This window comes from Arthrobacter sp. ZGTC412 (assembly GCF_002929215.1).
Taxonomy (GTDB): Bacteria; Actinomycetota; Actinomycetes; order Actinomycetales; family Micrococcaceae; genus Arthrobacter.
In genome coordinates this window covers 13,270-30,596 of sequence record NZ_PJII01000023.1, presented here as the reverse complement: position 1 = coordinate 30,596, position 17,327 = coordinate 13,270, and the positions used below count along the sequence as shown (strand labels likewise).

General features: G+C 66.4%; 15 protein-coding genes and 1 pseudogene. 7 read left to right on the top strand and 9 right to left on the bottom strand.

Translation table 11 applies throughout. The features are described from left to right. Window positions 1-445: 445 nt before the first annotated feature. Window positions 446-1,114, top strand: coding sequence for a cyclodeaminase/cyclohydrolase family protein (locus CXQ88_RS19145; protein ID WP_104045712.1), 669 nt, complete (start codon window positions 446-448; stop codon window positions 1,112-1,114). A gap of 94 nt (window positions 1,115-1,208) precedes the next feature. Here CXQ88_RS19145 and CXQ88_RS19140 read toward each other — a convergent pair whose 3' ends face one another. Next, entirely contained in the window at window positions 1,209-1,619 is a 411-nt protein-coding gene (locus CXQ88_RS19140) for a hypothetical protein (protein WP_258062011.1), read from the bottom strand. Between the two features lie 118 nt (window positions 1,620-1,737). Further along, a pseudogene (locus tag CXQ88_RS19135) lies at window positions 1,738-2,170 on the bottom strand (histidine phosphatase family protein). 163 nt (window positions 2,171-2,333) lie between these two features. Here CXQ88_RS19135 and CXQ88_RS19130 point away from each other — a divergent pair. After that, window positions 2,334-3,722 (top strand): sigma 54-interacting transcriptional regulator, encoded by a 1,389-nt coding sequence (locus CXQ88_RS19130; protein WP_104045711.1) that lies wholly within the window; start codon window positions 2,334-2,336, stop codon window positions 3,720-3,722. Window positions 3,723-3,775: 53 nt separating this feature from the next. Next, complete coding sequence (locus CXQ88_RS19125; protein WP_104045710.1) at window positions 3,776-5,782, top strand: vWA domain-containing protein; 2,007 nt, start codon at window positions 3,776-3,778, stop codon at window positions 5,780-5,782. Between the two features lie 49 nt (window positions 5,783-5,831). Here the strand turns inward: CXQ88_RS19125 and map are convergent, their stop codons facing one another. Continuing rightward, entirely contained in the window at window positions 5,832-6,602 is a 771-nt protein-coding gene (gene map / locus CXQ88_RS19120) for a type I methionyl aminopeptidase (protein ID WP_104045709.1), read from the bottom strand. 71 nt (window positions 6,603-6,673) lie between these two features. After that, window positions 6,674-7,957, bottom strand: coding sequence for an MFS transporter (locus CXQ88_RS19115; protein WP_104045754.1), 1,284 nt, complete (start codon window positions 7,955-7,957; stop codon window positions 6,674-6,676). A 126-nt stretch (window positions 7,958-8,083) separates the two neighbouring features. On the opposite strand from CXQ88_RS19115, the gene CXQ88_RS19110 reads away from it, so the two are divergent. The 4 genes from CXQ88_RS19110 to CXQ88_RS19100 all read left to right on the top strand — a co-directional run bounded on the left by CXQ88_RS19110 (window position 8,084) and on the right by CXQ88_RS19100 (window position 12,128). Continuing rightward, a complete protein-coding gene (locus CXQ88_RS19110) occupies window positions 8,084-9,028 on the top strand; it encodes a 5'-3' exonuclease (RefSeq protein ID WP_104045708.1) in 945 nt (314 codons plus the stop codon). Window positions 9,029-9,197: 169 nt separating this feature from the next. Continuing rightward, a complete protein-coding gene (locus tag CXQ88_RS21990; protein ID WP_181037610.1) occupies window positions 9,198-9,374 on the top strand; it encodes a hypothetical protein in 177 nt (58 codons plus the stop codon). A gap of 117 nt (window positions 9,375-9,491) precedes the next feature. Continuing rightward, window positions 9,492-9,917, top strand: coding sequence for a ChaB family protein (locus tag CXQ88_RS19105; protein ID WP_104045707.1), 426 nt, complete (start codon window positions 9,492-9,494; stop codon window positions 9,915-9,917). 33 nt (window positions 9,918-9,950) lie between these two features. Beyond that, window positions 9,951-12,128, top strand: a complete 2,178-nt coding sequence (locus tag CXQ88_RS19100) for an elongation factor G-like protein EF-G2 (protein WP_104045706.1) — start codon at window positions 9,951-9,953, stop codon at window positions 12,126-12,128. Window positions 12,129-12,163: 35 nt separating this feature from the next. Here the strand turns inward: CXQ88_RS19100 and CXQ88_RS19095 are convergent, their stop codons facing one another. The 5 genes from CXQ88_RS19095 to CXQ88_RS19075 all read right to left on the bottom strand — a co-directional run bounded on the left by CXQ88_RS19095 (window position 12,164) and on the right by CXQ88_RS19075 (window position 17,074). After that, on the bottom strand, window positions 12,164-13,846 hold the full coding sequence (locus CXQ88_RS19095) for an alkaline phosphatase D family protein (RefSeq protein WP_104045753.1): 1,683 nt from the start codon (window positions 13,844-13,846) through the stop codon (window positions 12,164-12,166). Window positions 13,847-13,884: 38 nt separating this feature from the next. Next, complete coding sequence (locus tag CXQ88_RS19090; protein WP_104045705.1) at window positions 13,885-14,679, bottom strand: anti-sigma factor; 795 nt, start codon at window positions 14,677-14,679, stop codon at window positions 13,885-13,887. Next, complete coding sequence (locus CXQ88_RS19085; protein ID WP_104045704.1) at window positions 14,666-15,349, bottom strand: RNA polymerase sigma factor; 684 nt, start codon at window positions 15,347-15,349, stop codon at window positions 14,666-14,668. The genes CXQ88_RS19090 and CXQ88_RS19085 overlap by 14 nt, the downstream gene beginning before the upstream one ends. Further along, complete coding sequence (locus tag CXQ88_RS19080; RefSeq protein ID WP_104045703.1) at window positions 15,346-16,080, bottom strand: class F sortase; 735 nt, start codon at window positions 16,078-16,080, stop codon at window positions 15,346-15,348. The genes CXQ88_RS19085 and CXQ88_RS19080 overlap by 4 nt, the downstream gene beginning before the upstream one ends. A gap of 166 nt (window positions 16,081-16,246) precedes the next feature. Beyond that, the gene (locus CXQ88_RS19075; protein ID WP_104045702.1) at window positions 16,247-17,074 is read right to left on the bottom strand and encodes a DUF4397 domain-containing protein; all 828 of its coding nucleotides are present in this window, start codon (window positions 17,072-17,074) and stop codon (window positions 16,247-16,249) included. Window positions 17,075-17,327: the final 253 nt, after the last annotated feature.

Here is a 17,327-nt window from a genome sequence, read left to right as displayed (position 1 = left end):
GATTTCGTGCGTCGCGGTCCGGCCCAGTTCGAACGGAGATTTGGCCGTTCCACCCTTTCTCGAGGGAACTTCGCCCTGGGTTTGATCAGTGCGCGTTACCGGTGCGTTGCAGCGGCCAGGGCGCCGGGCCGTGGCTGTCACGATAGTCGTCCGCCGTTACTGCAGTGTGGCGACGGAAACCCCTTCAAATGGCGCCGATCTTTGGCAGTCCGGCACAGACTGCGGAAAGTGGTTGTTGCATTTGTTCCAGCCCCGCGCTGAAGTTCGGGAGTACGCATGGGCAATGACGGCTATCGTCTGCAGTTGAGGCTGCTGCGAACGTGGCAACTTCGTCGGGACACCGAGGTCCTGCATGTCGCGACACGGCAACAACGGCTGATCACCCGCCTATCGCCGTCCCGTGCCGCCGCCAGCCAACGACTGAGGAGGGGGCACAATAGGTGCCATGGCTGATTCTGAAGCGGTGACAACCCAAAGCTCAACGGTCGAGGAATGGACGCAGGAACTGGCAGAGTCCAAGGGCTCGCCGGGCGGAGGGGCAGGAACGGGCGTCATGCTCGCCATCGCCGCGTCACTGGCGTCCATGGTGGCGGGCTATACAGAACCAAGCCCGGACCAGGGCGGGGAGCTCGCAGACGTCCACGCGCGTGCGCGTTTACTCCGAGAGGCCGCCCTTCAACTGGCCGACGACGACGCTGCCGCCTCCGAAGCGTTCGGTGCTGCTTTCCGCCTGGAACCAGGGCAGGAGCGCGACGACGCGATCCACCGCGCGTCCGTGAACGCCGCGAAGGCATCGGCCGTGCTGGGCGAACGGGCCATGGCAGCCATTGAAGACCTTAGCTGGCTCGCTTCCAACGGGAACCCGGCCCTCATCGCCGATGTCACCGTCGCATTCGGTGCCCTCCGGGCTGCAGTGACTGGGGCGCGCACGAACGTCAGTTTTGACCTCGCAACGCTTCGATCCGCCGGTGCCACGCTCGAAGGGATCCGCGAAGAGCATCCAGTTCTGTGGACGACTGTCCAGCAGCTCAACTCGGCCCTTGACCGGATCGACCAACTGACAGCCGGGGTGGATCACCGGGCCGCCCCCACCGACACCGGCACCTTGGACTAGAAGGATGCGAGCCAGGAAACCCTTATTTGCGCGGGTCCTGCACAGCTGCAGGTCGATTCGCTGCGTGGGCCCGCCTGGTGTCCTAAACGAGCGGTCACGGGTAGCGCCTGCCGGTGGGGTCATGTGGCAGCATGCCGTTCCGCAGCACGCGCCGCACCCGTCGCTGCAGGGCAGCAACTTCGGCGGCGTCGAGTAGCTCCGCGACGTCGGAAGGAACGGCCTCCGCGAGGGCAGTGATGTCCTGCAGCAGGGAGACAGGGATTGGTTCGCCTGCGAAATCCCAGATGACAGTGCGCAGCTTGAAGTCGGCGGCGAAGCACAGCCCGTGATCGATGCCCCATACCCGTCCATCGTGGCCGCGCAGTACGTGTCCGCTTTTGCAGTCGGTGTTGTTGGTGATGAAGTCGAACAGCGTGATCTGGGACAGGGCGCCATGGGTTTCCGGCGAGTCCTCATAAAGGGTGAAGTAGTGCTCCCGGTAATCGCACGCCACGAACCATTGCAACGAGCCGATCCCCAGGGATGCGTGCGATCAGTTCCACCCGTCCTTCTCCGAGCAGCGTCAGTTCCCGCGCCGGCACCTGCGGACTCTTTCATCCTGTCCCAATCCAGGGGGCCTCGTTTCACGGCGTCCTCAATCCGCTCAGGGGATCCGATGTCGAATTCACCTTCAGTACAGCAGGCGCCTGCCCATCAGCATAGGAAATGGCCGGACACAGAGGCAGGGCTGATCACGATCCGCTGAAACAGGTCCAGATGCGTTCCCAGGGCGTCGGCGACGGCGGCCTTGATGGGATCCGCGTGGGAGAAGCAGACGACGACGCCTCCGGGGTGTGCGGCGCGCAGCAACTTGAATGCCCCATCCGCGCCTGCATCCCGGTGAAGCTCTCACCGTTGGGGAAGCGGAAAGTTGACGGACTTTGCTGAACGGCCCGCCACTGCGGCAAGGCGGCCAGTTCGGCGAGCGCAGCCCCAGTCCAGTCTGTCCGCCACCCGTTGGGCCTGGGTCCGGCCACGCTCGGACAGGTACAGCCCTGGCGCCGGCCCGGGCAGCACCGTTCCCGCTGTGGGCGTCTCCCCATGGCGCACCAGGAGGAGAAGGCTCCGTTGGTGGCATTGTTCCAGTCATCAGCAACAGCGTAGGCGGGACAACCAGCCTGCGCGGGGCGGTTCGAAGAAATTCCTCGATTCACAGCACACGTCGGTCTACCGTGGAGGGGTGAGTGATCGACCCGATATCTTCACCGTTGGTGAACTGCGTGCCGCCGGCCATATCCAGAAGGACCTGCGCCACGAAATCCGCGACAACCTGCTCGCCGCGCTCGCCGGCGGCCGGGATCCATGGCCGGGGCTGTTCGGTTTCAGCCGCACGGTCCTTCCCCAGCTCGAGCGCGCCCTGATCGCAGGGCACGACGTGGTCCTGCTGGGCGAACGGGGGCAGGGCAAAACACGGCTCCTACGCACACTTGCCGGACTCCTGGACGAATGGTCCCCAGTGATCGAGGACTCCGAACTCAACGAGCACCCCTATGAGCCGATCACCGAGCAGTCCCGCGCCCGCGCCCTCACCGAAGGGGACCGGTTGCGGGTGGCATGGCGCCACCGCTCGGAGCGGTACGTGGAGAAGCTCGCGACGCCGGACACGTCCGTTGCAGACCTCGTCGGCGACGTGGACCCGATGCGCGTGGCCGAGGGCCGCCGCCTGGGCGACCCGGAGACCATCCACTACGGCCTGGTCCCTCGTTCCAACCGCGGGATCATCGCCATCAACGAGCTGCCCGACCTCGCCGAGCGGATCCAGGTGGCGATGCTCAACGTGATGGAGGAACGCGATATTCAGATCCGCGGCTACGTACTGCGGCTGCCGCTGGACGTGCTCGTCGTCGCGTCCGCCAACCCGGAGGACTACACCAACCGCGGCCGGATCATCACGCCCCTGAAGGACCGGTTCGGCGCCGAAATCCGCACCCACTACCCGATAGAGCTGGACGACGAAGTGGCGGTGATCCGGCAGGAAGGGCAACTCGTGGCCGACGTTCCGTCCGTCATCCTCGAGATCCTCGCCCGCTACACCCGCGCGCTCCGGCACTCCCCGGCGATAAACCAGACCTCGGGAGTCTCAGCGCGGTTCGGCATCGCGGGCGCCGAAACCGTCGCCGCCGCAGCCCTGCGCCGTGCCAGCGTACGCGGGGAGGGCGAGGCCGTGGCGCGGATCGTGGACCTCGGCACCGCCGTGGAGGTCCTCACCGGCAAAATCGAGTTCGAGTCCGGCGAGGAAGGCCGGGAACAGGTTGTGCTTGACCACCTCCTGCGCACCGCCACCGCTGAAGCCGTGCGAGCGCATTATCAAGGCATTGACCTTGGTCCGCTTGTCGCCGCGCTGGACGGCCACACCACCGTCACCACCGGCGAACACGTTACGGCGCAGGAGTTCCTCGACAACCTTCCGTCCCTCAACGGATCGCGGCTTTATGACGAGATCAGCGGCCGCCTGGGGGCGACAAGCCCGGGGCAGCGCGCCGCAGCCATCGAACTCGCGTTGGAGGGCCTCTACCTCGGCCGCCGGATCTCCAAGGAATCCGACGACGAGGAAACCATTTACGGCTAAGAGCTGCGCAGCTGGAAGCAGCAGGGCGGCCAGTACAAGAACCAGGAGGCGTCATGGGCATCCACAACCACTCCGCCAGGTATGGCAGGTACACGGGCGGACCCGATCCGCTCGCGCCGCCCGTTGACCTGGCGGAGGCACTGGACGCCGTCGCCGAGGACGTGATGGCGGGTTACTCGCCCCGCCACGCGCTGCAGGAGTTCCTGCGGCGCGGTGGCCGGAACCGTGAAGGCCTGGACGGCCTCGCACGGCGCGTCCAGCAGCGCCGTCGTGAGCTCCTGGGCCGGCACCGGCTGGACGGCACCCTCAACGAGGTCCAGAAGTTGCTCGAGACGGCAGTGCTGGAGGAACGCAAGCAGCTCGCCCGCGACGCGATGATGGATAACACGGACCGCGCTTTCCGGGAGGTGCAGCTGCAAAACCTGCCGCAGTCCACGGCGGCCGCCGTCAACGAGCTCGCTTCCTACGACTGGCAGTCCAGCACCGCCCGGGAGGCCTACGAGCGGATCAAGGACCTGCTGGGCCGTGAGGTCCTGGACCAGCGGTTCGCCGGGATGAAGCAGGCGCTTGAGAACGCCACCGATGAGGACCGGGCAGCAGTGGCCGAAATGCTGCGGGACCTCAACGAGCTGACGGACAAACACCGGCGCGGCGTGGACACCGATGCGGACTTCCAGGAGTTCATGGCACGGCACGGTGGCTTCTTCCCGGAGAATCCGCAGTCCGTCGAGGAGCTGATTGACGCCCTCGCCCAGCGTGCGGCCGCAGCGCAACGGCTGCTGCAATCAATGTCGCCCGAACAGCGCGATGAGCTGATGCGGCTGTCCGCCCAGGCCTTCGGCTCGCCCGAACTGATGGCCCAGCTTGACCAGCTCGACTCCAGCCTGCGGGCCCTGCGCCCGGGCGAGGACTGGACCGGCTCCGAACGCTTTGAGGGCCAGGAAGGCCTGGGCCTGGGCGACGGCACCGGCGTGCTCCAGGACATCGCCGAACTGGACGGGCTGGCCGAACAGCTGTCCCAGTCCTACAACGGATCAAACCTCGGCGATCTGGACCTGGACGCCCTCGCCCGGCAGCTTGGACAGAACGCCGCAGTGACCGCCCGCACGCTCGGAGAGATAGAGCGGGCCATGCAGGACGGAGGCTACCTCCAGCGCGGAGCCGACGGCGACCTCCGGTTGTCGCCGCAGGCGATGCGGCGGCTTGGCAAATCCCTGTTGCGGGACACCGCAAAACAGTTGTCCGGGCGGCAGGGGCGGCGGGACACGCGGGTGGCCGGGGCAGCCGGGGAGCAGACCGGTTCCAGCCGCCAGTGGGAGTTCGGCGACGCCGAGCCGTGGGACGTCACGCGGACACTGACGAACGCAATCAGCCGCACCGTGGCCGACGGCGGGAACCCCGCCACGGGTCTGAACCTCACAGCGGCCGACATCGAGGTCAGCGAAACAGAGGCCCGCACCCAAGCCGCCGTCGTCCTGCTCGTCGATGTGTCGTTCTCGATGGCGGCCGAGGGCCGGTGGGTGCCAATGAAGCGCACTGCACTGGCCCTGCACCACCTTGTCTCCACGCGCTTCCGCGGGGACCGCCTGGAGCTGATCACGTTCGGCCTTCACGCGCAGACCATGGATGTCGGCGGGTTGACGGCCCTGCCGGTCCGCCGGGAGCAGGGAACCAACCTGCATCACGGACTGCTGCTCGCCGGCCGTTTCTTCCGCCGGCACCCGGCCATGCAGCCCGTCCTCCTTGTGGTGACCGACGGCGAACCTACCGCGCATCTGCTGCCGGAGGGCGAGCCGTGGTTTTGCTGGCCATCGGACCCGGAAACCATCCGCGTCACCGTCGCTGAGCTGGACCGGCTCAGCCGTGCAGGGACACAGACCACGTTCTTCCGGCTCGGCGACGACCCAAGCCTTGAGCGGTTCATCCAGCGCATGGCGCGGCGGGTGGGCGGCAGGGTGGCCGCGCCCGACGTCGGTGGGCTCGGGGCCGCCGTGGTGGGGGAGTACCTGCGCGCGCACTTCCGCGGGCAGGTTTTCGGCGACGCCGACTGGGTTTCCTGAATGTCCTGGCCGGGGGCATCGATTCAGTAGCGTGGCCTCACGCGTGCGCCTACTTGGGCACGGTGAGGATCTCAGCACCGTCGTTGGTGATCGCGATGGTGTGTTCACTGTGTGCTGTCCGGCAGCCTGTCGCGCTTCGCAGCGTCCACCCATCGGGATCGGTAATGAGTTCAGCGGTGTCGGCCATCACCCAGGGCTCCAGTGCCAGCAGCAGCCCGGGGCGGAGGGTGTATCCACGGCCGGGCCGTCCGGTGTTCGGGACGTGCGGGTCCTGGTGCATCGTTGACCCGATGCCATGGCCTCCAAACTGGGTGTTGACCGGGTAGCCTGCGTCGCTGAGGACCGTGCCGATGGCGTGGGAGATGTCACCGATGCGGGCTCCGGGGCCGGCAGCGGCAATCCCTGCGTACAGGGCGCGTTCGGTCGCGTTGATCATGGTGATGCTCTCCAGCGGCTTTGACTCGCCCACGATGAAGCTGATGGCAGAGTCTGCGGCGATTCCGTCTTTGGAGACGGCGAGGTCGAGCGTCAGCAGGTCGCCGTCGGCAAGTGTGTAGTCGTGCGGCAGTCCGTGCAGCACGGCGTCGTTGACGCCCGTGCAGATGTAGTGGCCGAACGGCCCGCGCCCAAAGGACGGCGCGTAGTCCACGTAGCAGGACACTGCTCCGGACTCGACGATCATGGTCTTGGCCCACCCATTGATGTCCAGGAGGTTGGTGCCCACCGTGCTCCGTCTCTTCAGCGTCTGCAAAATGTCAGCCACCAAGGCACCTGCCTGCTTGGCCCGGTTCAGTTCGGCGGAGTTCAGGATCTCGATCATGCGGCGCCTTTCCCACGCACTAATAACTGTCCCGGCCATTATCCTCAATCCGGCAGTAGCCCTGTGATCCGTCAGGGGAGGGTTTCCTCGGCCGGTCCCTTGTCCGGGTGCTCCGTTGACGCGTTGGCCCGATCGGCCGGGGAGCCCTGCCGCCGGCTGGCCACCAGGAACGGAACTGCCAGGCTTTGGAAGATTCCCGCCAGGGCCAGGGACACCGGATAGCCGTAGAGGTCGGCACTTCTGCCGAGCACCGGCTGCACCACCACGCCACCGCTGGATCCCATCAGCGAGTCAAAGCTGAGGACGGTGGCGCGCTGCTTTGACGGGATCATATCGTTCACATATGCCTGCCGCACCGGCATGGCCGCGGAATCGACTACTGCCCACAACGTCAACAGGACCAAAGCCAGCCAGAACACCCGGGTAAAGCCGAGCACCACAAGAAGCACTGCACTGATACTGCCGCTGAGGATCAACACCGAGGTGCGCTTGTGGAACAGGCGTCGGACGTGGGGTGCGAGCCAACCACCCACCACCTCAGCGCCGGCCACGATGGCCGCCGCCAGCCCGGCGACCGAATAGGCGCGAGGGTCGCCAAAAAGCTCCAGCAGGTACGGCTGCAGGGCGTAAAAAACATAGATTCCGACGCCGGCACTGAAGGGGGCTGCCAGCATCACGTACCGTACGGGCGGGATTTTCAGGCCGTTCTCGATCGAGGCGGACAGCACCGCCCGAGTTGCGCGCAAGGGGTGCGTTGAGCGCTCAGGGGTGAACCCGACGTCGTGCATCAAGCCCAAGGCGACCGCGAACATGGCCAGCAGCACGCCCACCCGCACCAGGAACGGCACACCTAGGTCAGTGGCTTGGGCGATCACGCCACCAGCCACCGAGCCGGCGAGCATCGCCACGCCCGCGACCATTTGCCCGCGCCCGAACACGGCCTCCAGCCCGCCTTCGTAGCCCGAGTAGCGCAACGCATCAACAAGCCAAGCCTCAACAGCACCGGAGAAGAAGGTGAAACCCAGGCCAAGCAACACCGACACCACAGCCCACAGCGGGAACGGGGCGGAGAACTGCCACAGAAGGTAGTAGAGGTAGGTGGACCCCGCCAGCGTTACGGTGCCGAGCAGGAACGACACCCGGCGGCCCCAGCCGTCGGCGACGACTCCGGTGGGAACCTCGAAAATCACCATCCCCACCGTGAAGAAGGCGTTGGCGGCGAACGCCTCGAAATTGCTGAGGCCCGCGTCCAGCAGGAACAGCGTGTTGACGCCCCAGATGAACGACGCCGCAAGCGTATTACCCAGCGTCAGCGTCAGGTAGACGCGCTGGATCCTTCGGGCCGCGGCGTTCATCGGTTCGCTGGCCCGGCCCCTGCGTGCAAGGAACACGAGGCCATTCTCGCCCTGTTCAGGCCCCTTGTGCCAGAGGCGGCGCGCCGCTCCCGCCCCAGTAGGCCTCTTTCGTGTCAGGATCAGGGTATGCCTGACCGCCTGATGCTGCTGGACACCGCCTCCCTGTACTTCCGCGCCTTTTACGGCCTGCCCGATTCCATCCGCCGCGCCGACGGTACGCCCGTCAACGCTGTCCGCGGGCTCCTGGACATGATCGCCCGGCTGACCACGGACTACGGGGCCACCCATCTCATCGCGTGCTGGGATGACGACTGGAGGCCGCAATGGCGGGTGGACCTTGTCCCCACCTACAAGTCCCACCGCGTCGCGGAGGCCATCACGGACGCCCCCGACGTCGAAGTGGTGCCGGACGCCCTTGAGGCGCAGCTTCCCATGATCCGGCGGGTACTCGGCCTGGCCGGGATCGCCATCGTCGGTGCTGCCGACCACGAGGCCGACGACGTTGTGGGCACCTACGCCAGCTACGCCGACCTACCTGTCGATGTGGTCACCGGGGACCGCGACCTCTTCCAGGTCTGCGATGACGCCCGCCAGGTGCGGGTGGTATACACCGCGCGGGGCATGAAGAACCTTGAGATCATGACCGAATCCGTGGTGGTGGGGAAGTACCGCGTCCTGCCCCAGCAGTACGCCGATTACGCCACCCTGCGCGGCGACGCGTCAGATGGCCTGCCGGGTGTGGCCGGGATCGGCGAAAAGACAGCAGCGTCATTGCTCCTGAAGTACGGCACCCTCGAAAACCTGCTTGAAGCTGCCGCTGACCCGCAGAGCGGACTGTCGTCACCTGTCCGGGCCAAGCTCGATGCCGCTTCCGATTACCTTGTGGCCGCGCCCGCCGTCGTACGCCTTGTGCGGGACCTTGACCTGCCTTCCCTGGAGGAAGCCGGTGCCCAGCTGCACCCCGTCACCGGCGATGCCCGCGCAGAACTGGAACGTCTCGCCACTGAATGGAACCTCGGCGGATCGGTCAGGCGGCTGCTCGACGCGCTGGACCGCACGCAGTCAAGCTGAGACTTCAGTGCGCGTGCGGTGGCGCCTGCGGCAGACGCTTACCGCGGGCGCACCCGCGAAACTGTCCATTTCTTGAGCAAAAGTGACATGTTGGGCCGGCATTCCTGCCGTTAGGGTGGCTTCAGTGGTTCAAGCAGCCGGGCCGCTCCATTGGGGGATTGGAGTGCTCGTGGCTGATAGCCCGGACAGGCGCGGCAGCGCCAACGGGGACCCAAAGAAAAGCGGTACCGGCGGTACCGGCGATGCGGAACAGCAGGCGGATGCCCCTGCCGCCGCGCCCGACAAAGAGCCCCGCCGTCCGCGCCTTTACGGCTACGACCCCGACCAATGGCCGAAGTTGAACTGATGCCGGCTTCTGCACCGGGATGCCCGGCCAGCGCCACCAGCAGACAAGCCAACCGGGGCGTGGCTAAGCTTGGTGTGTCCGGACCACCAGCCTGCTGACGAAAGCGCGGTGAGTGCAATGCCGAAGACGGGAAAGAACCACCACGCCCGCAAGGACGAGCTTCCCTCAACCCTGCAGCGCTCGGACCAGAAGGCACAGGATACGTTCGCGAAAACCTACGATTCCGCCATGGAGTCCTACGACAATGACGAAAGCCGTGCCGCCCGCGCCGCCTTCGCTTCCCTGAAGCACAGCTACGAAAAGGTGGGGGACCACTGGGAGCCCAAGGAGAAACGCGGCCCCTCGGATGAACGGGCGGAAAAGGGACCCAACGCAGCTGAAGCCACCGCCGGCGGCGTGGACGCCAACGCCTCCAAAAAACATTTGCTGGAGCGCGCCCGGGAACTGGACATCGGCGGCCGCTCAAAGATGGACAAGGAAGAACTCGTCAAAGCGCTGCAAAAGGCAAACGAGGCCGCAACACGCAAGGCACGCGAAAAATAGAAAACAACCAGGCAAAGACGCCAGGAGGTTCCGATGTCGGTCAAAGGCACCAAGGACGCAGCAGGCACCGCAGGACGGGGCGGGCCGGAAGGGCGCCCGGGCAACGGCTCTGCCGGCATTTCGCCGCGGGACCCGGCCACGGTCAGGAATGTGGCACTCGTCGGCCGCTCCGGCGCCGGCAAAACAACCCTCGTCGAGGCACTGCTTGAGGCCAACGGGATGATCACCCGGAAGGGCTCGGTGGTGGACGGCACCACAGTGAGCGATTCCGATCCTGCCGCCATTCACCAGCAACGCTCAGTCGCGCTGTCAGTGGTCCCGCTGCCCGTGGGAGGAATGAAGATCAACCTCCTTGATACCCCCGGCTATCCTGACTTCATCGGGGAGCTCCGCGCAGGCCTTCGCGCCGCCGATGCCGTCCTTTTTGCCGTCTCCGCCGTTGACGGCGTGGATGCGGGCACCACCGCGATCTGGCAGGAGTGCCAGTACCTGGGGATGCCCCGCGCTGTGGTCATCACCCGGCTGGACCATCCCCGGGCTGATTACGACGGCGTCCTGGCCGCCTGCCGGGCGGCGTTCGGCGACACAGTGCTTCCGTTGTACGTCCCTGTCAGGACCGATGGGGACCTCAGTGGCCTCCTCGGCCTGCTGTCCGGGACGGTCTTTGAGTATTCGCCGGGCACCGCGGGTGCCACGGCACGAACCGGGGATCCGCAGGAGCTTGCGGCGGCTGATGCTGCGCGGGCTGAGCTTATTGAGGGGATCATTGCGGAAAGCGAAGATGAAACTTTGATGGAGCGTTATCTTGGGGGCGAGGACATCGACGCCAACGTGCTCATTGCGGACCTGGAAACCGCCGTCGCCCGCGGCTCCTTTTTTCCCGTGGTGCCCGCCTCGGCGCTCACCGGGCTGGGCACGGCGGAACTGCTGGAGCTGCTCACCAAGGCGTTTCCCTCACCGCCGGAGCGCAGCCTGCCGCGGGCAACCGACCTGGCCGGAGCGCCGGTCCGTGCCCTTTCCTGCGACCCTGAGGGGCCGCTGGCGGGCGAGGTGGTCCGCACAACCGTGGACGCCTTCCTGGGCCGCGTCTGTTTGGTCCGGGTGTTTTCCGGAACCCTGCGCGGGGACACCCCGGTGCACGTGAGCGGACACGGACTGGCGGACCGCGGACACCAGGACCACGACACCGACGAGCGCCTCACCCACCTCTATTCGCCGCTCGGAGCCACCCTTCGGCCCGTGCCCTTTTGTATCGCCGGTGACATCGCCGCGGTAGCCAAACTGGGCAGCGCCGAGACAGGAGATACCATCTCGGCCAAGGACCAGCCATTGCTGCTGGCCACGTGGGAAATGCCCGAGCCGCTGATGCCGGTGGCGATTGAAGCCGATTCCCATGGCGACGAGGATGCCCTTGCCCGCAGCCTCGGAAAGGTGGCTGCCGGCGACCCCACCCTTCGGGTGGAACGGAACGCCGAAACGCACCAGCTGATTCTTTGGTGCATGGGGGAGGCCCACGCCGAAGTGGTGCTGGACAGGCTGCGCGACCAGGGCGTGAAGCTGCACACCGTGGACGTCGTGACGCCGCTGCGGGAAACCTTCTCAACCCGCGCCGCAGGGCACGGGCGCCACGTCAAACAGTCCGGCGGCCACGGCCAGTACGCTGTCTGCGATATCGAGGTTGAGCCGATGGCCAGGGGCACGGGCTTCGAATTCGTCGATAAAACGGTGGGCGGTGTGATCCCCGGAACTTATATTTCTTCCGTTGAGAAGGGCGTGCGTGCGCAGATGCAAAAGGGCGTTGCTTCCGGCTTCCCGGTGGTGGATGTGCGCGTGACCGTGGTGGGCGGAAAGGCACACAGCGTCGACTCCTCGGACGCGGCCTTCCAGGCAGCCGGTGCCCTTGCTTTACGGGAAGCTGCGGCCGCGGGCAAAATCCAACTGCTGGAACCTGTCTCGTCCGTGGCGATCAGCGTCCCGGACGAACACGTGGGGACGGTGATGAGCGACCTGTCGGGGCGCCGCGGCCGGCTGACGGGCACCTCCTCCGGCGGGGACCGGACCGAAATCACCGCGGAAGTGCCGGACCAGGAACTGCTGAAATACGCGGTGGAACTGCGTGCACTGACGGCGGGCACCGGCACCTTCAGCCGCCACTACATCCGGCATGATCCCGTCCCCGGCAACATGGCCGCTGCCGGGGCCGGCAGGTGATCCTGGGGTTGCAGCGGGAATAAGGCCCTGAAAAGTCAGGGCACCTGCGGGGCGTGCTGCTCAGCCGGCCGGGGCGTGACAGTCATGGATGCCACCTGTTCAAGCCGGGGGTGCAGTTGGTCGCCGCCCTCCACCACGCCTTTCTGCCACCACAGCTTCACTCCTTCGGGGACGACCTCCAGGCATGCCAGGTTGTTGTCGAACCACGGGCCCTTGATGCCTGTCCACCGGAAGGGCGGGTCCGGAACCTTTGCGGAGCGCGCCGCCAAAGCACCCAGGGATGCCGAGAGCCCGTAGGACGAAAGGCCCGTGACGTATCGCATCAGCCGTGGCAGCGGGTTACGGATAGGAGAGCACACCGCTTGGATGATCCTGCTCCCGGTTGCCCGCCGCACTTCCGAGACGTAGGAGAAATGGACGTCCCCGGACAGGAACATCACCGTCTCCGGAGCGCTCCCGCGTTGGCCGTCGGCCACTTCGGCGGCCATGGCGGCCACGCGTTGAAAGCTCTTCTGGAACGCGGCCCAGTGTTCAAGGTCCAAAGCCCGGCGCAATTTCTCTGCTGCCTTGGCTGGGAGCTTTCCCCAGGCGCCCTCGGCAATGGCTTCGTTCCAGGACTCCACATAATGCAATCCCATTGGCAGGAGGAACGGCAGTGACGTGGCTACGAGCAGGTGGCGGAAACCGCCCCGCATGCAGCCATCAAGCCAGGCCATTTCCGAGTCGTCCAGCAGCGCCCGCCGGTCCGGAGAGAGATTGCGCGCCGCACGTGAGTCCAGCACAATCAGCCTGGTGTCACCAAAGTCCCGGCAGAGGCTCCACCGGTAGGACTTTGGGTTGGCATCGGCACGTTCAACGAGTTGGTCCAGCTCAGCACTGATGTCCAGCTCGTCGTCGCCGGTATGCCGGACCACACGCTGCCACATGGCGTCCTGCGCACGCTCCTGCGGGGAAAGGTTCCCCAGATGCTGGTAGACCCAGTACGAAGCCAGCCCCGAAACTACCCGCTCCTGCCACCACGGGGTTGCCGCCATCTCCTGCTTCCACGTTTGGGAGGAGTTCCAGTCATCCCGGATGTCGTGGTCATCGAAGATCATGGTGCTGGGAAGGGTGGACAATAGCCAACGGTTTGTGGGATCGGACCAGGCGAGATTGTACAGGTGGGCGTACTCTTCGTAGTCCTTAAGTTCCTTCCCTGGCGGCTCGTCGATGTCCCGCCGGGAGCGGATGAACTCCTGCATCTGTTTGCTGGTTGAGTCAGCGTAGACCTGGTCTCCGAGGAAGGCCACCAGATCGGGCCAGGCCGTGCCGTCGTCGGACGCCATTTGCAGGGCGTAGGCGCGCAGGGAGTCGACGCCGTGGCTTCGGTTCCCGGAGGCATCGTGCGGAACGCTGGTGCGGCAGGAGCCGAAAGCCATCCGGAGGGGCTTGCCGGGGGCCAGGGTTGCAATTTTCGACGGCGGCAGGTCGGATTCCTGGTCGGGCCACACCTGGGTCCCGTCAATCTCGAGAGTGTAGGGAGTGACAGTTCCCGGCTCCAGCCCCCTCACCTCCACCAGTGCGTAGTGGTGGCCGTGAACAGCGAAGGTGCGGGCCGCCCAGTCCTTTCCTCCCGCGCGGACCGTCACCTCCGAGGCGCTGTGCGTCTCCGCCCAGATGCTCGCCGAGGTTTCATCTACGTATCTCATCATGGGGCCGAGCACCAGGGGCGATGTCATGAATAAGTTGTACCCGCTCCGCGGCTGCGGCGCCATGCTCAGGAGCTGAGGGTGCCCCTGACGATGCTCACACTGGAGTGCGCCGGATTGCCGTCGAGCGGTTCATCGGAGATGTCCACAATGGGGTAGCCGGAAAGATCCAGTCCTGCCGGAACGTCGAAGCGGCCGGACGAGGAGTTCATGATCCCCAGGCTGACCAGCCGGGAAAGGTCCGGGGCGATCAGCCAGACTTCCTGGTACCCCCGGGCCTCCGTCTTGTCCAGCTGCACCTCGATGGTCCGTGAACCGTCGGTGGTTTCGGTCACGGTGGCCAATCCCGTGGCGGAGAACCGGTCCAGCGGTTCCAGGCGGGCCGAGGCAAGCGGAACCGGGGCGACCGTTTGATTGACGGCGACAACAACCCCGGTGGTGATCACGACGGCGGCCGCGGCTGCTGCCAGCCAAGTGGCCGGCCGGCGGAGCCAGGTCACGGTGCTGCGGGTGTCTGCGGGCAGAGGTTCCGCAGGCTGCGCGTGCGCAGGCTTCAGGGCCGCAGGACTACGGGTGGCGGGAGCACCCGAAACGGGTGAATCCTCGGCGCGGCCGGGGCCAAGCGGATCCGCCGCAACCGCCCCGGAAAGGCCCAGTGTCCGGTGGATTCCTTCCCACACGTTCGCGCCCGGACTCTCCAAGGAGCTGGAGTCGGGGGTGGTCCGGATTGCGTTGACGGCCCGGCGGAGTGCGGCGTACTCGGCTGCGCATTCCGGGCAGGAACGGAGGTGGTCGATGCTGCCGGCGTCCACAGGTTCGTCCAGGGCGAACAGGCTCAGGACTTCGGGGTCAAGGTGCTGCATGATCCACCTCCAATCTGTGTCTCAGGTGGCTAAGGCTGCGGCGGATGTGACTCTTGACCGTACCAAGGGGAAGGTTCAGTTGCCGTGAAATCTGGTCATGGGTCAGGTCGTCGTAAAACGCAAGGCGCATGATGGAACCCTGCGGTTCGCCGAGCCGGTCAAGCTCCCCGTCCAGCAGCAGCCGGTCGGCCAGGACTTCGGCGGAAGCGGAGGCCGCGGCGTCCTCGGCCCCGGGCTGGAGTTCAGCGGCCGCCAGCACCTTGCGGTTTTCCCGGGCCGACGCGCCCAGGGCATCGGTGACGGCGTTCCGGGTGATGCCGACAATCCATGCGGGCAGTTCCGCCCTGTGGGGGTCGAAAGTGGACCGTGACTTCCAGACGCGGATAAAGACTTCCTGGGTGACGTCGTCGGCCGCGCTGCGGTTCCTCAGCGCCCGGAGCGCCAGTGTGAACACCAAGGGAGAGAACTGCCGGTAGGCCTCGGCGAGCGCGGTTTCGTCGCCGGCGGAGAAGGAATGGTCAAGCTGCGGGTTCCAGCCGCCAAGGGCGGACGGGCGGGCCGCGGCCCTGCCCCCGCGCTGCTCATCGCCGGAAGGCGCCTGGCCAGAAGGTGCCAAACCGGCCTCCTTCCCCTCCTCGGCGTTGAGTGTCAGGGCTGCGGAGCGGCTCATTCCAGTTCCGCAGTGACAATGACATTGTCACTGTAGTCCTGTTTCCCGTCCAGCCATCGGCCCCCGCAGGTGACGAGCTTGAGCTGGTGCGGCCCGTCCCGGCGGAAGAGGGAACCGCCGTTGAACTTGTCCTTGGCCATCAGCTCAACGGAGCGCACCCGGTAGTTCAGAGCGGGTGCGCCGTGGCGCTCGACCGTGACGCGCGTACCCGCCGCCAGGTCCTTCAACTGCGAAAGGGGAGCCAAATCCGAGGCGGTGTCCACGTGGCCCGCCACGACGGCTGCCCCAGCCGCTGCGCCCGGGGCCGGTCCGTGCCGGTACCAGCCAGCCTGATCGAAGGCTTCGGGGATCTCCATAGCACCGTCCGGAGAGACGCTGACGTCCACGATGGTCATGCTGATGGTGGTGCCCTCGACCGTCAGGAAGCGCGGTGCCGGGTCCCGGGGAGCGGCCGGGGCAGGCGTGGCCAGGCGTAGTGGAACATCTGGCAACGCGGCGGGTGCGCCGGAGGGCGCAGGTGAAGCGGCCGGGACGGCTGCGCCGGACGTTGGGGCGGGAGGGGCGGTTTCCGGCCCTGGCGTTGCCGGTGTGCCGCATCCGGACAGCAGGGCCGCCGCGGCAAGGACGACGGCGGCCCTCGCCGTGCGTGCCTTGCCGGCCACAGGTGTGGCGGCCACGCCCGCAACGTCTGCGGAAATGCCGGACTGCTGCGACGTCGTCGTGCTTCTCATGGGAACAACCTCCTCTGCTGAGTTTGCTGGAAATCCGCGGTCTCTTCCCGTCAGGACGTCAAGGGCGGACGTGCCGAGCCCGGCCGACCGGAGGGGAATGCCGGTCGGCCGGGGTCTGGGGGTCAGGGCTTAAAGGCTGGCTGCCCTGCTCAATGGAACGGTGCGCTCAGCCAACCCTGCGCAGGGCCACCGAGCGGGAAGCAGCAGCCGCGCCCAGCAGGAGTGCGATCCCTGCAATTCCAATGCCGGCAACTGCAATGGCCTGCCCTGCGGCACCTTCGTCAGCAGCACCCGAACGTCCACCCGGAACAGCTCCCGGAGCCGAGTGCAGGCCCTCGATGGTCTGGACCGCGAGCTGCAGGTTCTGGTCCGTCAGGCTGCCCCAGGCGTACACGATGGTGTGCGCGCCTTCGGTGACCGCCACATCAGCGGGGCCGATAACGGGTTGAGTGGTTCCTGCCGCTGCCACAGCTGCCGGGATTGTGCCGGGATCCAGGGTCAGGGTCTGCTCGTTGGGGTTGGCCAGATTGGAGATGACCGCGGAGCCGGCGGCCAACACGTCCACGGCGGGAGCCGCGGCGGTGTGCCGGACGGTCAGCTTGCCCTTGCCGGGTTCGATTTGCGAGACGTCGTTGGTGAAGAGATTTGCCGTGGGCTTGCCGGCTGCGTCCAGGTTGGCCACCGCGGTGTAGTTGCCGTTGGCGGCGAGGGTCACGTCGACCGGGCCGATGACGGCAGCCGTTGCGTCTGCCGCGTCGGCGGCGGTGATGGCAAGGGCGTAGTTTCCGGCTGGAAGAGCCAGCGGACCGGCCAGGGTGCCGGGAGTGAAGTCGTCCAGGGTCCGTTCACCGTTGACCCAGACGTCCACTGTCAGCCCCGGGACTCCGTGCAGGACGGACAGCTGGGCGTCTCCTTCCGCGGCCTGGGCCGGACCGGCGAAAGCCAGTGCTGCCGCGATTGCCACTGCTCCTGATGCGAAAATGCTGGTGCGCATGATTTCTCCTTCTACGGGCCCGCTGGGCGGGCGGTTTTTGCTTACATCCCTACTACCGGCAGCGAAGTCAATTTGGATGCACATACATGGAAAAATCCCGAGAAAAATTTTCGCGGCTGTTGGAAGGGGGCAGCCCGTCTGCATTACGGCGGATGTACCGGCATGACCCCCCGTTTCGGTCCGCGTCCGTTCGTTGCAGAGCCGTTGTATAGGAGGAAGGGCTGATGGTTTGGTGAGTCAACGATCCAATGGG